The following is a 4,187-nucleotide window of genomic DNA, read 5'->3' on the forward strand; positions in this document are numbered from 1 at the left end:
TTTTAGTTAATGCGAGACATTCCAACATCAGGTAGAATCCATGGACAATTCTCACCATTCTAAGAGTTCTTCCAGTTGTGAGGTAAAAGATCTGCCAAATCTAATGAATAGTCATTGTTGTAAATAGGTATCTTCGATAATACATCGGTTAACCATTCTCTTGGATTCACATCAGCTGCTTTACAGCAACCAAGTAAAGAGTAAATAACTGCTGCATTTTCGGCGGCATCATGATTTCCGCAAAACAGATAATTTTTGCGACCTAAAGCCAGTGGTCTGATGGCATTTTCTGCCAGGTTATTGTCTATTTTATAGCGACCATCTAAGTGGTATCGTGATAAGCGGTGGAAGATGTTGTAAGTATATGATAATGCCCTGCCCATTCTGCTTTTGGGCAATACCTTGGGGTAAAACTTTACAATCCACTTTTCAAACGCTACCATTATCGGATATACCAGACGATGGCGTAGTTCAGCTCTTTGCTTATCATCTAAGCCCTGTTCGTCAGCCATGGTTTCTACCTGATAAAGTTTTGCTATTTGTGCCAATGCATACTCAGCTCCGGCTTTGTCTTCACCAAGGCTTTCTTCAAATTTACGGCGTGCATGCGCCCAGCACCCCAATAACAGAACGCCTTTCTTTTGCTCATAAATAGAATAGGCCTCATACCCATCTGTTTGGATGGCTCCTTGAAAACCCTGCAGTAGTTCAACCACTACTTTTTGCGCCCGCGAGCCTTTGTCGTAATGAAAGTAAACCAGGGGTTTCATTACCGATCGTACCATCCACAGGTAAGCTTTTACTGTTTTATGCTTTTCATTGTTTACAACTGGTATGGTACTTTCATCCACCTGTATGTAATCCGATTCTTTTACAAGTTCCTGTAAGCGGAAGTATAAAGCACGAAGCAAATCACAACTGCCCTGAAACCAACCCTTGATTGTTGAAGCCGACAAGCTGACACCAATTTGCTTCAACATGCTTATCTGACGGTAAAATGGTAAGTGGTAAAAGTATTTGTTGATTAATAGCTCAGCTAAAAGCGATGCGCCAGCATTACTGCGGGGCAATGGCAAAGGAGGAAGAGATGCAATTTGCACGGTAGCTACTTCCTGTTCTTTATAGTTCTCTTTAATAGCATATTTAGGGCGAATAATTTGACGTACGTACAGCTCTCCTGGTTTATGCTCCAATACTTCTGTTACTTCCTCGCCAATACGTACCCAACTATCTTCAAGCCCCTTTGGTTCGATGACTTCTTTTTCACGGCGAAGTTCTTCTGGCAGGGGTAAACGTACCGGTTTCTTTTTCTTAGTATGAGGGCGTTGACGCTTGTAATCCTGCAGTTCTTTATCGACTTCTTTAATCATCTCCTCTTCCTGTGGCAGCACATCCAGCCCGTCAAAGTCTATTTTGCGTTGGTTGGGATCGGAAGGAATAAAGCGTTCACTGGAGGCTTTCCAGAACCGGCGGCGAAACCAAGCCAGCTGGTCTGTTAGTTTATTAAGTTGCTCTGCTTGTTTTTGGATCACCTCTTCCTTTTTATGAAGAAGTGCTTCCTGCTCCTTATTTTGAGCCTTAAGAGCCTCCACATAACCATCATCTGCCTAGCGCAAGCGCGAGAGCTCACAGTACATCTCGTCACGCTCTTGGAGTAACTTTTGAATCAGTGCATCGTTATCTGAAATTTGGCTCATTTATCCCCTTGTGATTATGTGCTTGAAGATACTAAAATCAAGGGGCACAGCCAAAAATAAGCCATGGATTTCAGATGTTTTTTCGACGTTTCTTTAATCTTTTTTGTATGGGTTTTACATTGCTTACAATCGCCATTAAATCTTGCCACCCTATGGGGCGGGATAAGACCGCCTCATCGAATGTTGGCAGTTTAAAAACACCGTTCTCGAGCTTCTTGTGGTAGATGACTAAACCACCATGCTCCAGATGTAATATTTTCATAATGGTCAGGTTGCGATTAACAAAGATAAATACCTCACCATCCTGTACATTGCGCTTCATTACTGATGAAACAATACCACTAAGCGTATAAAAGCTCTTACGCATATCAACCGGAGCTGGATAAAGGAAGTATTGAAGCTTCCCATGTAAATGAAACATAGGCTACAATCAATACAGGTGAACAATCGTTTTTAACAATGTGGCATCAACATGTCCTATGAGATGTAGCTTAGTGCCATTGGGGAAAGTGAACTCCAATTCATTCGCTTCATCTTCACACTTTTCTTGATTAGCTGAAAGAACAGGATGATCAGCTGATTTAATCAATGACTGTTGTTCCATCACTAAAGGAACAAACTCATTAGGAACCTCTTTTTCTTTTAAAAGCTTTTGCCAACGGTAAAATGTAGATACTGCAAAATCTTGATTGGTACAAAAATCCCGAACCGTTAATCCTGATGATAAATATTCTTCATAAAGCTCCCGAAAGCTCGATTCAATTATACGCATAGTTTTTGCTTCAAAACTTGAAAGTAGGCAATATGTATCAGGCCGAATGGTTACTCACAAAGTGCTGAAGAATCATGCTCCGTGTCATATTCAAATAAATACACACCATTTTCAGAGTCATAAATCATTAATCGTTTTACCTCTGATTCTTCTTGTTTTATATTGGCTGTTAGTCTCATTTTTTTTAATTACCCACAACGGGAGTTTGTGTAAAAACCCATTTGTTTCAGATAAAGTTATCAATTATGTTGTATTTGTCCTATATCGGGCCTTATGATGGGGCCTTTTTATGATTTTTGAACTTCCCAACTTTGAAATTTTAGGTCCTCAAATAGGCTCAAAATTACTCTCATTTGACGGTTAAAGTTGGATGCATGCTTTTTCAGCATATCGATTAATTTTTTTGCACCAATAATGCTGATACTACGACTAATGTTATAGCTGATAAACAATAGTCCGACTTCTCCCAGTACCTTTTCGTTGCCTCTAAGTAGCGTATGTGTAAAGCCTCGTTGCCGCTTAAAAGTGCCAAACATATGCTCGGTTATTTGCTGACGCTGGCGATAATACTCCGGGTTGGAATTGACCCGTTGGTTGTTTAGTTCTATGTCGTAGGCATATTCGCTTCGATCAATGTTTCGTCCGTTAACCTTGCTTTTAGTATATAGTTGCCGCGAGGTACAAGTTTTACAGTCTTTGGTCGTATAGCGTTTAAACAGGGTATCATTCTGCTTTCTTCGTCGCTTGTCCGAGCGTTTGTACCATTTACCATTACTGCATAGAATACTGCCACTGGGACAAGTATAGTAGTCATGCTTAGCATCGTAAATAAATGCTGAAACCGGATATACTCCTGTGTCTCTTGCCGACCGATCTTTGGGAGAAACATAGCTGATAATGCCATGTGAGTTGCACTGATGCAACTGTTCGCCTGTATGGTACCCTTTATCTGCCAATACACTTAGCTCTTCTACATTCAACAATTCTTTAGAAGCAATCGCCATGGGCGCCAAAGCATGTGTGTCATTAACGTCTCCGGTATCAAATTCAACCATCAGCTTGTGTTTGGCATCGGAGGAAGCCTGAATATTATATCCAACTCGTACTGAGTTGCGCTGGAACATTACAGCCTTGGCATCAGGATCGGTTGTTGACACCTGATCTTCTCCTAGCTCATCCAGTTGCTTCTTTATCTGCTTGTACTTGTTTTTTTTAGCTTCGCGCTCTTTTATCTTGTTGGCTAAGATTTCTTTCTCTTCGGTTTTATCAGCCTGTTCTAACTGCGCCTCATATTCCGCTATTTTATTGTCAATGTATTCGATATGCTGTTTTAGCTTCTTGTCGTTAAAATTGTTCTTTAAGGAGTTACTGCCTCGTATTTTAAACGAATCAATAGCAATGGATTCACCTTCAATCAGCTTCCATTCTTTTAGCAGACATACAAAGCGCCGAAACACTTCCCTGAAAGCCTTTGTATGGTTCTTTCTAAAATCGGCGATTGTTTTATACTTGGGGCGTAAACCCGATAGCAACCACATTGCTTCTATGTTTGTTTGAGCTTCCCGTTCTAACTTTCGTGAAGTACGAATGCCGAAGCGGTATCCATACAAATAGAGTTTCATTAATTGTAAGCTTCCCCAAAAACTGGACAGTTTAAGAGTAGACAAAAAAGTTTTAATTTTGAACTGTATTTATGAAACGAAAGACATTTACCCCAC

The 4,187-nt window shown here is 40.5% G+C and carries 5 protein-coding genes; all 5 read right to left on the bottom strand.

Annotated elements, in window-relative coordinates; genetic code table 11:
* Positions 1 to 59: 59 nt before the first annotated feature.
* Complete coding sequence (gene tnpC / locus ACRD7B_RS22600; protein ID WP_430826943.1) at positions 60 to 1,592, bottom strand: IS66 family transposase; 1,533 nt, start codon at positions 1,590 to 1,592, stop codon at positions 60 to 62.
* Between the two features lie 175 nt (positions 1,593 to 1,767).
* Positions 1,768 to 2,118: an IS66 family insertion sequence element accessory protein TnpB gene (gene tnpB / locus ACRD7B_RS22605; RefSeq protein ID WP_430826944.1), complete on the bottom strand. Its 351-nt coding sequence runs from the start codon at positions 2,116 to 2,118 to the stop codon at positions 1,768 to 1,770.
* A gap of 9 nt (positions 2,119 to 2,127) precedes the next feature.
* Positions 2,128 to 2,469 carry an IS66 family insertion sequence element accessory protein TnpA gene (gene tnpA, locus ACRD7B_RS22610; protein WP_430826945.1) on the bottom strand — a complete coding sequence of 114 codons (342 nt, stop codon included), beginning with the start codon at positions 2,467 to 2,469 and terminating at the stop codon, positions 2,128 to 2,130.
* A gap of 50 nt (positions 2,470 to 2,519) precedes the next feature.
* Entirely contained in the window at positions 2,520 to 2,648 is a 129-nt protein-coding gene (locus tag ACRD7B_RS22615) for a hypothetical protein (protein ID WP_430826946.1), read from the bottom strand.
* A 108-nt stretch (positions 2,649 to 2,756) separates the two neighbouring features.
* The gene (locus tag ACRD7B_RS22620; RefSeq protein WP_430826947.1) at positions 2,757 to 4,091 is read right to left on the bottom strand and encodes an IS1182 family transposase; all 1,335 of its coding nucleotides are present in this window, start codon (positions 4,089 to 4,091) and stop codon (positions 2,757 to 2,759) included.
* Positions 4,092 to 4,187 lie beyond the last annotated feature (96 nt).

This window comes from Carboxylicivirga fragile (assembly GCF_050589805.1).
Lineage (GTDB): Bacteria > Bacteroidota > Bacteroidia > Bacteroidales > Marinilabiliaceae > Carboxylicivirga > Carboxylicivirga fragile.

Bases quoted from the DNA above. Each gene is read 5' to 3' on its own strand.
- tnpB (WP_430826944.1), bottom strand. From the start codon at position 2,118: ATGTTTCATTTACATGGGAAGCTTCAATACTTCCTTTATCCAGCTCCG.
- ACRD7B_RS22615 (WP_430826946.1), bottom strand. From the start codon at position 2,648: ATGAGACTAACAGCCAATATAAAACAAGAAGAATCAGAGGTAAAACGA.
- ACRD7B_RS22620 (WP_430826947.1), bottom strand. From the start codon at position 4,091: ATGAAACTCTATTTGTATGGATACCGCTTCGGCATTCGTACTTCACGA.
- tnpA (WP_430826945.1), bottom strand. From the start codon at position 2,469: ATGCGTATAATTGAATCGAGCTTTCGGGAGCTTTATGAAGAATATTTA.